Annotated in this window: 11 protein-coding genes; 5 read left to right on the top strand and 6 right to left on the bottom strand. The window is 49.8% G+C overall.

Annotated elements, in window-relative coordinates; translation table 11 throughout:
• Positions 1-8: 8 nt before the first annotated feature.
• The 6 genes from CSD97_RS01365 to galA all read right to left on the bottom strand — a co-directional run bounded on the left by CSD97_RS01365 (position 9) and on the right by galA (position 10,970).
• Entirely contained in the window at positions 9-3,275 is a 3,267-nt protein-coding gene (locus CSD97_RS01365; RefSeq protein WP_005825021.1) for a TonB-dependent receptor, read from the bottom strand.
• Positions 3,276-3,509: 234 nt separating this feature from the next.
• Positions 3,510-4,481 (bottom strand): glycoside hydrolase family 5 protein, encoded by a 972-nt coding sequence (locus tag CSD97_RS01360; RefSeq protein ID WP_098031859.1) that lies wholly within the window; start codon positions 4,479-4,481, stop codon positions 3,510-3,512.
• Between the two features lie 112 nt (positions 4,482-4,593).
• The gene (locus CSD97_RS01355) at positions 4,594-5,886 is read right to left on the bottom strand and encodes a beta-galactosidase (protein WP_005825026.1); all 1,293 of its coding nucleotides are present in this window, start codon (positions 5,884-5,886) and stop codon (positions 4,594-4,596) included.
• Positions 5,887-5,977: 91 nt separating this feature from the next.
• Entirely contained in the window at positions 5,978-7,261 is a 1,284-nt protein-coding gene (locus CSD97_RS01350; RefSeq protein WP_005834805.1) for an acetylxylan esterase, read from the bottom strand.
• Positions 7,262-7,333: 72 nt separating this feature from the next.
• Positions 7,334-8,221, bottom strand: coding sequence for an AraC family transcriptional regulator (locus CSD97_RS01345; RefSeq protein ID WP_009037794.1), 888 nt, complete (start codon positions 8,219-8,221; stop codon positions 7,334-7,336).
• 304 nt (positions 8,222-8,525) lie between these two features.
• The gene (galA, locus tag CSD97_RS01340; protein WP_098031858.1) at positions 8,526-10,970 is read right to left on the bottom strand and encodes a beta-galactosidase GalA; all 2,445 of its coding nucleotides are present in this window, start codon (positions 10,968-10,970) and stop codon (positions 8,526-8,528) included.
• A gap of 222 nt (positions 10,971-11,192) precedes the next feature.
• On the opposite strand from galA, the gene CSD97_RS01335 reads away from it, so the two are divergent.
• The 5 genes from CSD97_RS01335 to CSD97_RS01315 all read left to right on the top strand — a co-directional run bounded on the left by CSD97_RS01335 (position 11,193) and on the right by CSD97_RS01315 (position 18,307).
• Positions 11,193-13,679: a glycosyl transferase gene (locus CSD97_RS01335; RefSeq protein WP_005834800.1), complete on the top strand. Its 2,487-nt coding sequence runs from the start codon at positions 11,193-11,195 to the stop codon at positions 13,677-13,679.
• An 18-nt stretch (positions 13,680-13,697) separates the two neighbouring features.
• The gene (locus tag CSD97_RS01330; RefSeq protein ID WP_057256137.1) at positions 13,698-14,702 is read left to right on the top strand and encodes an aldo/keto reductase; all 1,005 of its coding nucleotides are present in this window, start codon (positions 13,698-13,700) and stop codon (positions 14,700-14,702) included.
• A gap of 6 nt (positions 14,703-14,708) precedes the next feature.
• Positions 14,709-16,724: a glycoside hydrolase family 97 protein gene (locus tag CSD97_RS01325; protein ID WP_098031857.1), complete on the top strand. Its 2,016-nt coding sequence runs from the start codon at positions 14,709-14,711 to the stop codon at positions 16,722-16,724.
• 191 nt (positions 16,725-16,915) lie between these two features.
• Entirely contained in the window at positions 16,916-17,554 is a 639-nt protein-coding gene (locus CSD97_RS01320) for a DUF4136 domain-containing protein (RefSeq protein ID WP_005834796.1), read from the top strand.
• A 123-nt stretch (positions 17,555-17,677) separates the two neighbouring features.
• Positions 17,678-18,307, top strand: coding sequence for an outer membrane beta-barrel protein (locus CSD97_RS01315; RefSeq protein WP_005834794.1), 630 nt, complete (start codon positions 17,678-17,680; stop codon positions 18,305-18,307).
• The last annotated feature ends 43 nt before the right edge of the window (positions 18,308-18,350 follow it).

Here is an 18,350-nt window from a genome sequence, read left to right as displayed (position 1 = left end):
TTAAAGTGTTAGAATGAAACATTCAAGCCGAATGAATAAACTGTAGGAGACGGATAACGTCCGTTGTCCAAACCATAGACATTGACGCTTGAAGTGCTGGCACCAATTTCAGGGTCATAGCCGTCATAACCGGTAATGGTCAGCAGGTTCTGGATATTGGCATAGATACGCAAGTTGCTCAGTCCCAGTTTATCAATCGTCTTTTTCGGGAAAGTATATCCCAAAGAGATGTTCTTCAGACGGATATAAGAACCATCTTCAATATAACGGTCACTGATACGGTCGTTGTCATTCGGGTCATTGATAGTGGCGCGTGGAATGGAAGCTCCCGGGTTTGCCACCATGACGTTAGACACATCATTATACCACATCGTTCCATCTTCGTAGACCTTGTTCGGATTGATAGGAACAAGCTGTGCACGTCCGTTTACAGCATTCAGCTGGTTAGTCCAGGGAGAGTTCATATGTGTCAGCTTCATGGAAAGGTAGTTGTACACCTTGTTGCCATAGGAACCGTTGATGAAAACAGACAAGTCGAAGTTCTTGTAACGGAAAGTATTAGTCCAGCCAAAAGTAAACTTAGGCATCGGAGAACCGATATTGGTCTTGTCATAGTCGTCGATAACGCCATCGGGCACACCGTCAGGACCACTGATATCCTTATATTTCACATCACCCACCCATACGGTATTGGTACGGTCGAATACACCGTTTGCCGGATACTTGGCAGGTTTCGGAGAAGTCTGAAGATCCTCCAGGTCCTTGTAAACACCATCACAAACAAATCCATAGAAGTTATAAAGTGATTCGCCTACACTGGATACACTGACTACATCGGTCCACTGTCCGTAACCCACAATCTGCGCATTGGCTGTACCAGCCAATCCTTTCAGTTTGTTCTTGTTGAAAGAAATCTGGAAGTCAGAATCCCATTCAAACTTACCCGTAATAGGATGTGTGTTCAGAGAGATTTCAAAACCGGTATTCTCTATGTCACCATAGTTACCTTTCGGAGCAGCCAATGCAGAAGAGGCATTACCGGAAGTACCCATATAAGAAGGCAACTGCAACGGCATCAACATATCACTGGAAGTTTTCTTGTACCACTCTACCGTCAGGTTGATACGGTCGTGCAGGAATCCCAAATCCACACCGACGTTCCATTGCTCCTGGGACTCCCATTTGATGGAAGTATTCGGTATATTGGAGGGGCGATACCCCATACCCAGACCGGAAGGCATACGACTCATGGATGTACCCCAAGCATAACCACCGATGTTGGCATTACCAGTTTGTCCCCATCCCAGACGCAACTTACCGTTACTGATGACCTTCTTCAACGGTTCAAAGAACGTTTCGTTGGAAAAGCGCCAGGAAGTAGCCAATGAATGGAAGCCTGCCCAACGGTTCTCGGGACCGAAGTTTGAAGAGCCGTCATAACGATAGGTATAAGTACCCAGATAACGGTCGGCATAGTTATAAGTCAGACGTGTAAAGAAAGATGCCATAGACGAGCTTCCAAAACCTGCATTGATAGTCGGGGTTCCCGTACCCAAGGCAGGATTGTGCACTTCATCCGAAGGCAGACCGCTATTGAACACACTCGTGAAGTCATAGCTGGACTCCCAGCACTCCTGACCCACCATGGCTGTATAATGATGCTTGTCGCCTATGTTTCCGGAATAGGTCACATAGTTCTTCAATTGCCAGAATGTACTGCTGTTTTTCTGGATATTGCTTTCATTACTGGAACGTACCCATCCACCCAAATCAACCATCGGCTTGTAGCGCTCACCTTTGCTGGAACTGATGTCATAACCCAATTCGGCATGCCATACCAGATTTTTAATCGGAGTAACCTCAAAGAAAATATTACCCGTCAGTTTCTGACGGTCCAGCAGAATGTCATCCATCATGGCAAGGGCAATCGGGTTAGGATTCGTGTAGCCTTCGCGAACAACGGTGGCATAGCTGCCATCCAGATTATAGATAGGTATATCAGGAAGAGTGGTCAACGAGTAGTTAATCAAACCTTCATCACTGTCTGCCAGTTTCAGGTCATCACCCGTTGCTGTATAGGTGGCGGTCAAACCGAGTTTCAACCACTTCTTCAGTTGGGCATCCAAGTTGGCACGGAAGCTGTAACGGTTAAAGTTTGAACCGATGATGGTACCGTCCTGATCCATATAGGAAGCTGATACGTAGTATTGTATCTTCTCTGTACCACCTTGTGCCGAAATCTGGTGCTGATGCTGCAAAGCAGTCTGGAAGATGGCGTCCTGCCAGTTTGTACCTACTCCCAGCAGAGAAGGATCGGCATAATAATTACTAGGGTCAGAGATTTCACCCATGTTTGCCAAATCATTATAATAAGTGGCATACTCACGCAGATTCATCATATCCAGACGCTTTGTCTGGCGTTGAACGGCAAACATACCGTCATAAGTAAACTTAGCCTCACCCGCCTTACCACGTTTGGTCGTAATCAAAACCACACCATTGGAACCTTGCGCACCGTAAATGGCGGTTGCCGAAGCATCTTTCAGAATTTCCATACTGACGATATCAGCAGGGTTGATGGTGGAAAGCGGAGAAATGGTGGAAACCGAGCCATTACCCAGTGCATCGCCCAAACCATAAGATGAACCGCTTTGTCCCTGACTCTGTACAATCACACCGTCAATTACATACAACGGCTCGGCATTAGCATTGATAGTGGCCTGACCACGTACGCGGATAGAGGAGGAAGAACCCGGAGCACCGGAAGTGCTGACTGCCGTCACACCGGCAGCACGCCCTTGAAGGGACTGGTCGAGATTGGTGATAATAGAACCCTTAATCTTGTCTTCACTCATGGAAACGGAAGCACCGGAAAGGTCGCTTTTCTTCATCGTACCGTACCCCACAACCACCACTTCGTCCAACATCTCGGAGTCTTCCTTCAGCGTGATGTTCACTGTTGTCTGGTTCGTTATCTTTATTTCCTGGCTGACATAGCCTATAAAGGAGACTACAATGGTAGCTCCTGGTTTCACATTCAAGGCAAAGTTACCGTCAATGTCGGTAATTACACCATTCGTTGTACCTTTTTCCAATACATTGGCACCGATAATAGGGCCCATAGCATCACTGACGACACCCGTAATTTTCTTTGTTTGCTGCACTGCCTCAACGGTATCCGTCGATGATACTGCGAAAAGCTGAGGAGCATAACCCAGACTGAACACCGAGCATATCCCCGCAAGCAGCGCTGTCTTTCTAAAATTCAAATTCATACTGTATTTCTTAGATTTAAAACAAACACAAAACCTCCCAAAAGAAGATTTTTTTAGTTAACAAAAATGAGACTGAGTCAAAAAGCCCTGATATACTATCACAGCCTTGACATTTAGGTTTACTTCCAAACAGTCCATGTCTTCATAGTTCCGTTTTTCCTTTTTTCCCATAGGCACAATTCTTTTTTTCTTAAATTATTAATGGTTAAATCATATTGCTTTTTCCCGAAAGGGTCATTTCTTCAGTTCGTCCCGTACCATTCTTCCCCATTCCTTCATATCTGCATCTTTCCAGTTTCCCTCGGAAGAAGCCGACGGATAGAACATGGAGCAAGTCTCATCCTTGTCAGACAAAGACCAGGCCACCCAGCTGATGGAATGCCGCTGCATCCAGTCCAGCCAATTCCCCCACTCTTCTTTACTGATGGGGCCGTCCCCACTTGCCTCCATACCGGCGCATTCGGAAACGAAAATCGGCAAGCCCTTGCCCAGAGCATAGTCGGCGCGGTCGCGCAGCCACTGTCCGTGGGTGTTGGCATAAAAGTGGAGTGTATACATTATATTGCTATATCCGGTAATAGGATCGTCCGCTGCCAAATGGATGTCCTGGTCCCAATGCGGACAACCAACGAGGATAACGGCATCCGGTTCTATGGCACGAATCGTCTTGATAACCTCCACAGAGTATGCCTTCACCTGCTCCCAACTGTCTTCCACCGGTTCGTTGAAAACCTCATAGATGACATTAGGAACCCCTTTGTAACGGGTAGCCATTTGGGTGAAGAACTCCTTTGCTTCTTCCTGCCGCAGATTGTGGCTATGCCAGTCGATGATGACGTAAACGCCGTTCTCGATAGCAGCATCCACCACTTTCGTAACACACTCAATACCGAATTCGGGCTTGTTCACATAGCAGGCGCTATCCAAATCCACTCCCATAGAGGCCCGAAGCACTTGTGCGCCCCAGTCATTGACCAGATAAGCAACCGAAGAGGCATTGTAGAAACGGGGCCAGAACTGATGCCAGCCATAGCTGACACCGTGCAATACCACCGTGTCTCCTTCGGTATTCATCAACTGCGTACCATTGACCACCAATGCCGGTAGCGTTTCCTTTACATTTTCATTCTTCGACGGGTTTGTTCCACAACCAATGGTCATACCTAGGCAACAAACCGCCAACATAACTTTCCATATGCTTTTCATATCATACTTAGTATTTAGAGTAATAATCTTTCTTATATAACGGTACAAACGCTTTGTACACGCTTACATTCTAATTTTCAGGCAGGGATTACACGGAAAAGCACGGATAGGTTCAATTTTGCAGCTTCCGGTTTTCCGCTTTAATTATTTCAATAGTGCTGTCTGTGGCAAAGACAGAGTTCAGTCCTTGTTGTTCTTGAGCCGGGTCACCGGTATAGTCATCTCCCTTTTCCCAGAATACATGGTCGGGATTTTGTCCGGCAAAACCACCCCATGCCCAGAAGTTGCATCCGGCAAAGAGTCCGCCGCTCTCACGGTCCTGGCGGATGAGGTCGAATACATAACGGTAATATTCATCGCGGGCAGTGGTCGGTGCCTCTTTGGAAAAGCTGAAACCGTCACGGGGAAAACCGAACTCCTCCAAAACAATCGGCTTGCTGTACTTCCGAGCAATGACCATGTGGTCATCTATATACTTCTTAGTATTTTCCTTGGCACGCGGAAGAAGTTCCTTCAGGCTGTCCGCCTTCACCCAACTCCAGTTGTAAGGCCAGATGTGGATATTCAGATAATTGATGTTGGGGTCGGCATGAATCTTCTCGAAAAGATTCATATCCATTTCGCATCCCCACGAGCCCTCACTGCCGGAAGACACCATGTGGTTCGGGTCAAGTGACTTGATTTGTGCAGCCACATCGGCCATCCAGCGGGCAAACGGTTCCTTGTTCTCGTCAGAGAAAGCGCGAGGCTCGTTACCAATCTGCCAAGACATAATAGTGGGGTCATCCACATATTTTATCTGATTATACCTATTGGTGCGTGAAACAATATAATTGACATGATTGGCAAACAAGGCCTTCGCGCTGTCCGATTGGGGGAACTGCTTGACATACTCCATATAGGCGGGCCATCCGTCTACGGCAGGTACCACGGCATCACCGTGTCCGGACCATTGCAGGTAAACGGAATAGCCACCGCTCCATTCCCAGGAATTGTTCAAATAGAGGACAGCTGTCATATCACGTTCACGCAGTTCATTCATAAAATAATCCAATCCGGCTAAAATAGTATCATTATAGACGCCCGGTGCCACTTGTAAAGAGGGCTCTACCCGCGTCTTTATGCCATTTTCACCGTCAGCACCCACCAATACGCGCAGGTTGTTGATGCCAATACTTTTCAGAAAGTCCAGCTCCTTATGCAACCGTTCACGATTGCCGCCTTCACCTTCGGAACCAAGAATGGCACCGTACCAGAAATTGGTACCTACAAAATAATAGGGTTTTCCGTCGCGAACGAACTGTCCATCGGCATTGACCTTAATAAACGAATGCTCCGCAGGCTTAGGGGCACATGCCCCCAAAAGGAATAAAAGTACTGTCAGCAAAAGGAATTGTTTCTTCATATTATCAGTTTTTAAGCGATACACAAAGATACGCGGCTCATATCATAAAAAATGATACTATATTATCAGATTAATGTGCCAATGTGATTAATCACATTGGCACATTAAGTTGTCTCCGTATCCAGTCCAGCCATTCATCCCACTGTTCCTGATACCAGTAATGCCCGGTTTCCAGATAAGGATGCAGTTCCTTCGGAGAAGAAATCACATTGTAGGCTGCATACATGGAAGTGGGAGGACAGACCTCATCGTTATACCCCCAACTGAACCAACCGGGCACATTCAGCAGGCGGGCAAAGTTTGCCGTATCATAATAGCGCACCGTTTCAAGCTGCTTTTCATCGGGAGCACCGTAATAATAGAAATAATGGGGCCAGCCGCAAGCGCGCTTCTTGAAGAACGCTTCGTGGTCGCATAAGGCAGGATGAACAGCCGCCAGGAAAGTAACGCGCGAATCAAGAGCCGCCGTAATCACAGACAAGGCACCGCCCTGGCTGGAGCCCGTAACGCCCAGCGCCTTCCCGTTGTACTGCGGCAGCGAACAGATAAAATCCACAGCACGCAAAGCGCCTACCACCACACGGTTATAGTAAGAAGCATCCCGGCTGTCGCGGCCGAACGTCCAGTAATTGCTCAGCGCCCCACCTGCCAGCGCATCATATACAGACTGCTGCATCGTGACGGGAATGCCGTGGATACCCACCTCCAATGTAATCACCTTTCCAGGAGCCGTATACGTATCTCCCGCATAAGGGCGGACACCCGCACCGGGCACACGCAGCAAAGCCGGATACTTCCCTTCTTTCTTGGGAATACTGAGAATACCGTAAAAACGTCCTCCCCAAGCTTTTGTCTGGAAGCTGACCTGATATACATTATCCGTTTCCGTACAGCGTTCGGGAAGCAGCGTCATAAGGGGATTCAACGGAGTCTTGCGCGCCTCTTCCAAGGTCTTGGCCCAATAATCCCGAAAATCGGCAGGAAGTTTCGTCACAGGTTGCAGCTGCTCGGGAGCATAGGCCGATGTAGCCAGCCCTTCATAAGTCCGGCCGTCCACATGCGCCTTGACCTTGCAACGCAAGAAGCCTGCAGTCTTCATCGTGCCTTGCAACTTCAAGGTACCATCTTTCAGCACCACGTCTTTCTTTACTTCAGTAGGATACATCTCGGGGCCCAGTTCATAGTCAATCTTGACATCGGACAAGAGGTTCTGTGCCTTCAGCACCCGGACGGTAAACGTACACTTCTCATTCAGACGATACACCCAATCGCTATGGTCAGGTGAAACGACTACACGGATTTCATTGCCGCGTATCTGCGCCGTCACAGCACATACACACAGCAGACATAAAAATAAGGAAAAAACTCTTTTCATGATATCAGATATTAGTATTAATCATTGGTGCAAAAATAGGCACTTTCAATGAAGAATACCAATACTTTTTTATCATATCACCAGCTTCTTTTTCCGATAATTCTCACGGAATTCCTTCGGCGAGCATCCCTTCTTCCGCTTGAACATACGATTGAAATTGGACAGATTGTTGAAGCCGCAGTCATAGCACACCTCTGCAATGGTACGCGTGGAATCTACCAACATACGCGTGGCAAAGCCCAGACGGATATCAATAATGTAGTCGGAAAGCGTCTTGCCGGTGCGCAGGCGAAAGAAACGGCTGAAAGAGACCGGGGTCATGCCCACCATATCGGCCAATGAAGCCAACCGGATATCCTCCTGATAATGGGTGGAAATGTATTTCTGCACCTTCTGTACCCGGCGGCTGTCAGAGAAAGTCTCTATCTTGGCAAACGAAGAACTGGACAACACCCGGGCATTGTCATAGAGGGAAAGTTCGTAAAGGATACGGAGAAAGTTCATCACGGCATAAAAGCCCTGCTCCTCGGAAGCCAGCTTATCCAGCCAGTTGTACACCTTCATGATGGCCTGCATGGGGAAACTAAGTCCGCACTGTGCACGCTCCAGCATCCGACGGATACTGTCGAACTGGTTCTTGTTGACAACGTTCCCGAAGAACAAGTCGGGAGAGAACTGAATGGTAATCTCCCGAATATCCCCGGAGGTACATTCATGTTGCTCCCATACATGCTCCAACTCCTTACCGGTTATCAGCACCAGGTCATAATCACCGATAATCTCGGCAGAATCGCCCACCACACGACGTACGCCGGAAGCATGTTCCGTGAAGTTCAGTTCATACTCTGCGTGACAATGGATGGGGTAGGTAAATTCTGTTTTGCGACGATCGGCAATATAGAAACAGTCACGTTCCGACAGAGGGGTTATTTCCCTCATGATATAGTTCTGGTTTTCCATAGGCATTGGTTAAAAAAATATCATGCCACAAATATACTCATTCTTTTTAATCCCACAACAGTACCATTTGTTACATTTAGAGGTAATAATTGTTATATATGAGCAGATACCCGGGAAAGTCCCACCCGGAAAAGCAAAACTTCCGTTCTTCTCCCCCTCAGGCTCTAATGTAAGGATGTATGAGATGCGCATCTCGTACACTTACACACTATAGTTTGAGGAAGAAAGAAGCGGAGATCCCTCTCTTGCCCCATAAACAAAAGAAAGGTCTCCGCTTCGCCGGATGATATGAATGATAAGTCGCTTACTTCTGCAGCTTCAAGACGCAGGAAGTTTCCGGCAGGTTTTCCGAAACGACCGTCATTGTGGCTTCTCCCACTTCGCCGGTACTTTGCAACAGCACCTGTGCAAGTCCATTGAATGCCTTTACCTGATAGGTGCGTGCATCAGCGTCGGCCGGACGTTCCGTAGCCCGATAAGCGGGGTCTCCATTCCCCACCCCAAGGATGCGTACCGGACCGGAGACGGTTATTGTCAAGTCGTTGCAGGCAGTGGGGACAAAACGTTTCTTCTTGTCCTGCAACTCAATGTTACACACTGCCACATCCCGATTGTCTGCCTGAATGACGGAACGGTCTGCCGTCAGGGAGATACGGGCAGGAGCACCGGTAGTCTCCACAGTACGGGCCAATATTTTTTTGCCGTTCTTATAGCCTACAGCCTTCACTGCACCGGGCTGGAAAACGGCTTTCCAGGAAAGATGGCCGTTTCGGGGCATCGGTTTGCGCTCCAGTTTCTTGCCGTTCACAGTCAGTTCCACTTCATCGCAATTACTGTATACCCAAATGTCGATGCTATCACCTTCGTGACCTTGCAGATTCCAGTGGGGAAGGATGTGCAGCACCGGCTCATCCGTCCACCAGGACTTCAGATACCAGGCTTCGTCCTTGGGAAAGCCACAGTAGTCCAGAATGCCGAATTGTGAGCCCGTAGCCGGGAACTTCATGGGGTTGGGTTCACCGCGGTAGTCGAAACCCGTCCAATAGAAAAGACCTGCCAGATAGGGGCGTTCGTCATAGAATTTCCAGCCACGCTCGATGCAGTTCAGCAGGCTGTCAGGCCCGTTCGGTTTACGGTTGTGCGCCACCATGTGGCCTTTGCCGTGGGCATCAAAGTAGATGCCGCGCGTACCACAGCCCGTGGTCTCTTCCGAACCGAGCGCCCGGCGACCGGGATAATCCTTGCGGTGCTGCTCCACAGGGTTCTGAAGGATGTAGTTATAACCGGCCACGTCTGCGGGAATCAAGATGGCAGGGCCACTGCTCGAAGCAACGGTCATGAGGCGCGTAGGGTCGAAACGGTGGCAATATTCGCGCATCGTGGCAGCAATGCGTGTACCGCTTTCTTTCCACTCGATGCCCCACTCCTCGTTGCCTACACTCCAAAGGATAATGCACGGATGGTTGCGGTCGCGGTCTATCATGCGTTTCAGCAGGCGAGTATGTTCCTCGTTGACACCCGTCAGACGGTTTTCTTCTATCACAAGGATGCCGAGGCTGTCGCAGGCATCGAGCATTTCGGGAGTCATCGGGTTATGGGAAGAACGGTAGGCATTGCAGCCGAACTTCTTCAGTTCCTTCAGTCGGTACACTTGCAGGGCATCGGGAATGCCGGCACCTACTCCGGGGTGGTCTTGGTGCATGTTCACACCTTTCAGTTTCAGAGGCTGTCCGTTCAAGAGGAAGCCCTTGTCGGCATCGAAGCGGATGTCACGAATACCAATCGGGGTGGCCACCACGTCCACCTGCCTACCGTTTTGCCAGACGCTGGTTTCCATTTTATAAAGGTAAGGATGTTCTGTACTCCATAGCTGGGGATTCAGCACTTTGGTACGCACCTTTACGCTACGCGTTTCTTGCGGCAGCAGGGTTATCTCTTCCGCCTCGTCCTCCATCTGCACTTGTCCGTCGGCATCAAGCAGACGGCACCATACTTTGCCGGAGACGGGGTCTTTTCCCGAATTCTTCATCTGCACTTCGGTCACCAGCACAGCCTTGTCGAAAGGAGCTTCCAGCGTGGAAGATACAAATACGCCGAAAGGAGCTACATGCAACGGCGCCGTCTTGTTCAGCCATACATGGCGGTAGATGCCCGCACCCTCGTAAAACCAGCCCTCCTCGAGCGTGGCATCCGCACGGACGCAGATAAGATTCTCTTCTCCGTAATTCAGGTATTCCGTAATGTCGTATACCTGCGTGGCATAGCCGCTGGGTTCGTGTCCCAGGTAGAAACCGTTTATCCAGATACGGGCATCACGGAAGATACCGTCGAACTGAAGATAAAGATGCTTGCCGAGGTCCTCTTGCGGAACAGTGATACTTTTCCGATACCATCCCACAGAGTTTTCGGGGAATTTATAGCCGACGGCTTTATAACCATGACTGTGGCTCGCCTCTTTGGCATAAGGCAAATCAACCACCCAGTCATGCGGAAGGTTGACCGTCTTCCAGTCCACGCCCCACTTCTCCGGATTGAACTTGGGGGAGTAAGGACCCTCGTTATGGATAGAGGCTGCCTTGGTCAGATAGTTGAAGTACTCCGTTCCGCAGCCGAAGTCTTTCTCCGGTGAGGAAGCATTGCCAAAAGCAAACTGCCAGCCGTCGTCCAGCAAAATACGTTCGCGGACGGATTGGGCAGAAAGAGAAAAGGTAATTCCAAGAAGGAACAGAAATGCGAATAAGTGTTTCATATCGGTTAATCATAAAATGTGTTTACAAAGATAGAGCGAAAAAGATTCGTGCGGTGATACTTTTGTATCATTTTCCGGTACTTCATGTTTCCGAGGGGAAAAAACACGCCGGGCAAACAAGGGTGATAGGAGAAAAGTTTTTAAATTTGAAGCGTGCTTCCGGGAAAATGGCCGGATGGCACAACTAATGAAGAATGTATCAAACTAAATACAAGAAATAATATGCAAGACAAAAGATTCGGATATTTCGATGACGACAACCGCGAATACGTCATTACCGACCCCAAGACACCTTGGCCATGGATTAACTACCTGGGCAATGAAGATTTCTTCTCACTCATCTCCAATACTGCCGGAGGCTATTCCTTCTACAAGGACGCCAAGTTCCGCCGCATCACCCGCTACCGCTACAACAACGTGCCGATGGACAACGGGGGACGCTACTTCTACATCAATGAAGGCGGCAACGTATGGTCTCCCACCTGGAAGCCCTGCAAGACTGCACTCGACAGTTACGAGTGTCGCCACGGCATGAGCTACACCCGCATCACCGGATCCAAAGACGGCATCGAAGCCAGCCTGCTCTTCTTCGTCCCACTGAAGACCTGGGGAGAGGTGCAGAAGCTGACCTTGCGGAATACTTCTGCCAAAGTGAGAAAACTCAAACTATTCTCCTTTGCCGAATGGTGCTTGTGGAATGCCGCTACGGACATGGAGAACTTCCAGCGTAACTTCTCCACGGGAGAGGTGGAAGTGGACGGGTCTGTCATCTACCACAAGACGGAATACAAGGAACGCCGCAATCACTACGCCTTCTACAGTGTCAATACACCCGTAGACGGTTTCGATACCGACCGCGAAACATTCGTGGGACTCTACAACGAGTTTGCCGACCCGGAACGGGTAGTAGAAGGCAGACCGGGCAACAGCATTGCCCACGGTTGGAGTCCCATCGCCTCGCACTATCTGGAAGTAGAACTGCAACCCGGCGAAAGCCGCGACTTCATCTTCCTGCTGGGCTATGTGGAAAACAAGCAGGAGGCAAAGTTCGAGGAACGTGAAGAATCTCTGCATGAAGCGTTCAAGCAGAGTGTACCCTCTTCACCTATTATAAATAAGGTAAAGGCTAAGGCGATGATTTCGGCCTTCGACACTACCGCCAAAGTAGATGCTGCCTTTGCCGAACTGAAAGCCTACTGGGACCGCCTGCTGGACATCTACGTCGTGAAGACCGACGAAGAAAAACTGGATCGCATGGTGAACATCTGGAACCAGTATCAGTGCATGATTACCTTCAACATGTCCCGTTCCGCCTCTTTCTTCGAGAGCGGCATCGGTCGTGGAATGGGTTTCCGCGACTCCAACCAGGACCTCGTGGGCTTCGTGCATCAGATACCGGAACGAGCCCGCGAACGAATCATCGACATAGCTTCTACCCAATTCCCCGACGGAGGATGCTACCACCAATACCAACCGCTGACCAAACGCGGCAACAACGACATCGGCGGCGGCTTCAACGATGACCCCATGTGGCTTATCTTCGGTACGGTGGCATACATCAAGGAATCGGGAGACTTCAGTATCCTGGATGAGCCCGTCCCCTTCGACAACAAAGAAGGTTCGGAAGTGTCTCTGTTCGAGCACCTGCGCGTCTCCTTCAACCACGTCATCGAGAACCTCGGCCCCCACATGTTGCCCCTCATCGGCCGTGCCGACTGGAACGACTGCCTGAACCTGAACTGCTTCTCCTGGGATCCGAATGAATCCTTCCAGACCACGGAAAACCAGACGGAAGGCAGCCAGGCAGAATCGCTGATGATTGCCGGCTTGTTCGTGGTATGCGGACGCGACTACGTGGAGCTGTGCCGCCGCCTGGGTAAAGACGACGAAGCAAACAGAGCGCAAACCTACATAGACAATATGGTGGAAGCCGTAAAAAAACACGGCTGGGACGGAGACTGGTATCTGCGCGCCTACGATTACTTCGGCCACAAGGTAGGCTCCAAAGAGAACGAAGAAGGACAAATCTTCATCGAATCGCAAGGCTGGTGCACCATGGCAGGCATCGGACTGGAAGAAGGCATGGTAAAAAAAGCGCTGGACTCCGTAAAGGAACGCCTGGACTGCGAGCACGGTATTGTACTCAACAATCCACCCTTCACCCGCTATGTTGTGGAGTATGGAGAAATCTCCACCTATCCCGCCGGCTACAAGGAGAACGCAGGTATCTTCTGCCACAACAACCCGTGGGTCATCATCGGAGAAACCGTACTGGGACGGGGTGACCGTTCCTGGGAGTATTTCCGCAAGATATGCCCGTCGTACACCGAAGAGCACAGTGCCCTGCATAAAGTAGAACCTTACGTATGCTGCCAGATGGTGGCCGGCAAGGACGCCGCCCGCCCTGGTGAAGGCAAGAACAGCTGGCTGACTGGAACGGCTGCCTGGATGTGGTATGCCATCACGCAATTCATACTCGGCATCAAGCCTTCGTATGAAGGTCTGGAAATCAATCCTTGTATCCCGGCAGGCTGGAAAGGCTTCAACGTGAAGCGTAGGTTCCGCGGGGCAGAATATCATATTACCGTGAAGAATCCCGATGGTGTGTGCAAAGGCATCAAGTCCGTCACAGTAGACGGCCAGCCGATAGAAGGCAATGTGGTGAACCATCTGCCGGGCACGCATACAGTAGAAGTAATAATGGGATAACCCACAAAATACAATATCATGATAAACCCTATTTATTCTCCAGCGCCCGAACGCTATGACAACGGCATGAAATTCCGCCGTTGCGGGCAAAGCGGCATCCTGCTGCCGGAAATATCACTCGGATTGTGGCACAACTTCGGCGACATGAACACATTTGCCAATTCCCAGGCCATGGCGCACTATGCCTTCGACCGTGGAATCACGCATTTCGACCTCGCCAACAATTACGGTCCTTCCTACGGTTCCGCCGAAGAGACTTTCGGAATGATTATGAAGAAATCCTTCATGCCCTATCGGGACGAACTGTTCATCTCCACCAAGGCCGGACACGACATGTGGCCCGGCCCCTACGGGGAGTGGGGCTCACGCAAGTACCTGATGAGCAGCCTCAACCAAAGTCTGAAACGGATGAACCTGGAGTATGTGGACATCTTCTACTCCCACCGCTACGACCCGGATACTCCGCTTGAAGAGACCCTGCAAGCACTGGTTGATATCGTACGGCAAGGCAAAGCACTCTATGTAGGAATCTCCAAATATCCCAAAGAGGCGGCCGAGTTTGCCTACAAATACCTGGAAGAACGGGATGTACACTGCCTGCTCTATCAAGGCAGATACAATCTCTTCAACCGCGAACCGGAAGAAGAAGGTATCCTGCAGCAAGCCAAAGGGAACGGAACCGGCTTCATCGCCTTCTCCCCGCTGGCGCAGGGCCTGCTGACCAACCGCTACCTGAATGGTATTCCCGAAGATTCGCGCATGGCAAAGGGGGCTTTCCTGAAGAAAGAAGCACTGACCGACGAGACGCTGCAAAAAATCAAGGCACTCAACGAAGTTGCTGCCTCACGCGGGCAAACCCTTGCCGAGATGTCACTTGCCTGGCTGTTGAAGGACGACCTGGTGACAAGCGTCATCATCGGAGCGAGCTCCGTTGCCCAACTGGCAGATAACTTGAAAGCGACTGAAAATACAGACTTCTCTGCCGAGGAACTGGAGAAGATAAAGAAAATCATTCAAAAATAAATCAACATGAAAAGCCTCCTTATTCAAACCTTTTGTTTATTATTCCTTTGCTTGGGCACGGTCCGTGCACAGCAATACCAACTTGCATCACCCAACGGAAAACTATCCGTTACGGTAGATGCCGGAGAAGCCCTCACCTGGCAGATAGCACACGACGGAACCACGGTGCTGCAACCCTCTGCCATCGCCCTGCAAGGCAGAGATGAAAAATCAGCCAAGAAAGCAATAACTTTCGGTAAAAATGTAAAAGTAATCCGTGCAGAACGCAAGTCCGTGGAGTCCTCCTTCCCCACTCCCCTCTATAAAAAAGCAAGTGTGAAGGATGTCTACAACCAGCTGACACTGAAATGCCGCGGAGGCTACAGCGTACAGTTCCGCGCATACGATGACGGCGCTGCCTACCGCTTCATTTCCGAACAGAACAAGCCGTTTATCGTCCTCAACGAAACTGCGGACTTCAATTTCGACAAGGATTACCAGGCATTTGTACCTTACATAAACGACAACCGCAACGGTGAGCGCTATTGCTTCTCTTTCGAGTCTTACTACGACGAAGCCCCGTTGTCCAAAATGCACACCGACTCACTCTCCATCACCCCACTGATGGTTTGCCTGGACGGAGGAAAGAAAGCCGTTATCATGGAAGCCGGATTGGAAAACTATCCCGGCATGTTCCTCACTGCAAATCCCCAGACACGTCAAGGAGTGCAGGCAGCATTTGCCCCCTATCCGCTGGAAGAAACAATCGGCGGACACAACCGGCTGAACCTGATACCGACAAAACGTGCAGACTACATCGCCCGTTGTGCCAAGCAGGAGCTCCCCTGGCGTGTGGTGCTCGTCACCGAAAAGGACACGCAGCTTGCCGACAATGACATGGCACAGCGTCTTGCCCCCGCCTGCCGCATCAAAGACATTTCCTGGATTAAACCCGGCAAAGTGGCTTGGGACTGGTGGAACACCTGCAACTTGACTGGCGTAGACTTCAAAGCCGGCATGAACACCCCGACTTATAAGGCATTCATCGACTTTGCCGCCGACAACAACCTGGAATATATCATCATCGATGACGGCTGGAGCGGAAACGAATCCTTATTGAAAGACCTGAATCCGGATATCGATTTAAAGGAACTGGTAGCCTACGGAAACCAGAAGGGCGTCGGCATCATTCTCTGGGCAAGCTGGCGAAATTCTGCCAAAGATACGGAAGCCGCATTCAGCCACTATGCACAGATGGGTATCAAGGGCTTCAAGATAGACTTCTTCGACCGTGACGACCAGCCACTGGTACAGTCCGTAGAACGCATTGTAGCCTACGCCGCCGAGCACCGCCTGGTATTGGACCTGCATGGCCTCAAGCCATACGGTATACAGCGCACCTATCCCAACGTCCTGAACTTTGAAGGTGTAAAGGGATTGGAGAACGCCAAATGGGAACCGATAGTGAACGGAGCCCCCCTCCACAACTTCCCACGCTATGACGTGACTGCTCCCTACCTGCGCATGCTTGTCGGCCCGATGGACTACACACCGGGAGCCATGATGAACGCAACCCGCGAAACCTTCCGTGCCGTCAACGACCATCCGATGAGCCAGGGTACGCGCGTCCACCAGATGGCGATGTACACCCTCTTCGAAGCCCCGCTGCAAATGCTTGCCGACAGCCCCAGCAAATATATGAAGGAGCAGGAATGCACGGACTTCATTGCCAAAGTGCCTACCGTTTTCGACGAGACCGTGGCACTGGACGGTGAAGTAGGCGAATACCTTACACTGGCACGCCGCAAGGGAGACGTCTGGTACATCGCCTCCATGACCGACTGGACACCACGCGACTGTACCATCGACCTTTCCTTCCTCGGAGAAGGAAGTTACGAAGCCGAAATCTTTTCCGACGGCATCAATGCCGACCGGGAAGCAACCGACTACAAGAAAGAAGTACGCACCGTGACCTCGGGAGACAAGCTGAACATACACATGGCACCCGGAGGAGGATGGACAGCACGGATATGGAAAAGATGATAGGGTGATAAAGTAATGACATGATAAGTGCAATAGGGTGACAGTTACGTTAAAAGTGCTGTCACCCTATTCCTTTATCACTTTTAACATACCTCTACGTGAACCTTTTATATCCTATCTTGTTTTTTCTCACAAAAGCCTAAGGTACCATAGGGCAGGAATTTATATTAAACCTAAACAATTATAAAAGTATGAAGAAATTTATTCCCCTATTATTAGCGGTCTTTGCAGTGACGCTTGCATCTTGCGAAAAAGACCCTGACATGGATAAGCTGGACAATAATTATCTGGTTTATACCAACTATGACAAGAAGGCGGATTTCAAAACCTTCGAAACTTATTACTTGCCGGACAGCATTCTGGTCATCGGTGATAAGGAAAACGCCGAATACTGGAAAGATGAGAATGCCCAGGAAATTCTCAGCGCTTATGTTGCTAACATGAACAGCCGCGGCTACATCCGTGTGGATGACCGGGAAGAAGCCGACCTTGGCTTGCAGGTAAGCTATGTCAGAAGTACCTATTACTTCACCGACTACGGACGTCCCGAATGGTGGTGGAACTATCCAGGCTACTGGGATGCTCCTTACTGGGGCAACTGGGGCGGATGGTATTATCCCTATGCCGTGAACTATTCCTACAGTACCGGTTCCTTTATCAGCGAATTGTTGAATCTGGAGGCGCCGCAAGGCCAGAGCGAGAAACTTCCTGTTCTGTGGACCAGCTATATGAGCGGCTTGCTGAGTGGTTCTACTTCTGTCAATACCAAACTTGCCGTGCAAGGTGTGAACCAAGCTTTCACTCAATCAACTTACCTGACTAACAAGTAGTGACAAGCTACGAGCTATAAGTGACAAATGACGGGTTACCCAATATTAAGGTAACAAGAATAATACGGCAGCATCCTTTCCGGACTGGGAAGTTGCCATTGAACCAAAAAACAAGAACAAAGTATGAAAACAATAAAATATCTTTCCTTGAGAGTATTTGCGGTTGCCGCTCTTGCTCTCGTCTTCGCCCTACCGACGAAGGCACAGATGACCGATAACGGTTATGCCAATATCGACTGGCAATATAACTTTCCCCTCAGCAACAACTTCGCCGACAAATCAAGCGGCTGGGGTATGAATTTTGAAGGCGGTTACTTCCTGACAGACAATTTTGCATTGGGAGCTTTCTTGAACTACCATAGCAACCATGAGTATTTCGGTCGCCAGACACTTCCCGTAGGCGAAGGCGGCAGTCTGAATACCGACCAGCAGCACACTGCATTCCAGTTGCCTTTCGGTCTGGCCTCCCGCTATGTATGGAACCGTGGAGGTGCATTCCAGCCGTATGCCGGTGTAAAACTGGGTGCTGAATATGCACAGTTGAAGTCAACTTTCAACGTATTCGAAGCCAACAAAGATACATGGGGTTTCTATGTATCTCCTGAAATTGGTTTCAATGTGTATCCTTGGGCTTATGGACCGGGCTTGCATTTCGCAGCCTATTACAGCTACGGTACGAACAAAGGTGACCTCTTTACGTACAGCGTAGACGGTTTGAGCAATTTCGGTCTGCGCGTAGGTATTGCGTTCTGATAAGACACACACTTAAAGCTTAACAGATAGAATTTAATTGTTT

This window comes from Bacteroides sp. AR29 (assembly GCF_900217715.1).
GTDB lineage: Bacteria > Bacteroidota > Bacteroidia > Bacteroidales > Bacteroidaceae > Bacteroides > Bacteroides uniformis.
Note: the sequence above shows the minus strand (reverse complement) of the source record. Positions and strands in the feature narration are given on the sequence as shown.

Bases quoted from the DNA above. Each gene is read 5' to 3' on its own strand.
- CSD97_RS01345 (WP_009037794.1), bottom strand. From the start codon at position 8,221: ATGGAAAACCAGAACTATATCATGAGGGAAATAACCCCTCTGTCGGAA.
- CSD97_RS01315 (WP_005834794.1), top strand. From the start codon at position 17,678: ATGAAAACAATAAAATATCTTTCCTTGAGAGTATTTGCGGTTGCCGCT.
- galA (WP_098031858.1), bottom strand. From the start codon at position 10,970: ATGAAACACTTATTCGCATTTCTGTTCCTTCTTGGAATTACCTTTTCT.
- CSD97_RS01360 (WP_098031859.1), bottom strand. From the start codon at position 4,481: ATGAAAAGCATATGGAAAGTTATGTTGGCGGTTTGTTGCCTAGGTATG.
- CSD97_RS01320 (WP_005834796.1), top strand. From the start codon at position 16,916: ATGAAGAAATTTATTCCCCTATTATTAGCGGTCTTTGCAGTGACGCTT.
- CSD97_RS01325 (WP_098031857.1), top strand. From the start codon at position 14,709: ATGAAAAGCCTCCTTATTCAAACCTTTTGTTTATTATTCCTTTGCTTG.
- CSD97_RS01335 (WP_005834800.1), top strand. From the start codon at position 11,193: ATGCAAGACAAAAGATTCGGATATTTCGATGACGACAACCGCGAATAC.
- CSD97_RS01365 (WP_005825021.1), bottom strand. From the start codon at position 3,275: ATGAATTTGAATTTTAGAAAGACAGCGCTGCTTGCGGGGATATGCTCG.
- CSD97_RS01330 (WP_057256137.1), top strand. From the start codon at position 13,698: ATGATAAACCCTATTTATTCTCCAGCGCCCGAACGCTATGACAACGGC.
- CSD97_RS01350 (WP_005834805.1), bottom strand. From the start codon at position 7,261: ATGAAAAGAGTTTTTTCCTTATTTTTATGTCTGCTGTGTGTATGTGCT.
- CSD97_RS01355 (WP_005825026.1), bottom strand. From the start codon at position 5,886: ATGAAGAAACAATTCCTTTTGCTGACAGTACTTTTATTCCTTTTGGGG.